We start from the raw sequence: 266 nt of genomic DNA, 5'->3' as shown, positions 1-266 counted from the left end.
ATTTTGATTTTTAGAAATCCAGAACATCGCTAGTGCCGCACTACCTTGTGCAATGTTAGAAAGAGCAATCATCGGCCAAATAAATGTACCGCCGTGCTGTGCAATTAGCTGTAAATCAATTGCAATAAACATATGATGCATTCCTGTAATTACGAGCGGTGCATATAATGCTCCAAATAATACTGCTCCAACTACTGGTACCGTTTCATATACGCCAACTAATCCAGCCGTTAATAAATCGCCAATATGACGTGTAACTGGACCGA

Annotated in this window: 1 protein-coding gene; it reads right to left on the bottom strand. The window is 40.2% G+C overall.

The window, feature by feature from the left end; all coding sequences use genetic code 11:
* Positions 1 to 266 (bottom strand): PTS transporter subunit EIIC (locus tag SB775_RS30235; RefSeq protein WP_410864941.1); only part of this gene is annotated, 266 nt, incomplete at both ends.

This window comes from Peribacillus sp. SIMBA_075, assembly GCF_046534585.1.
Note: the sequence above shows the minus strand (reverse complement) of the source record. Positions and strands in the feature narration are given on the sequence as shown.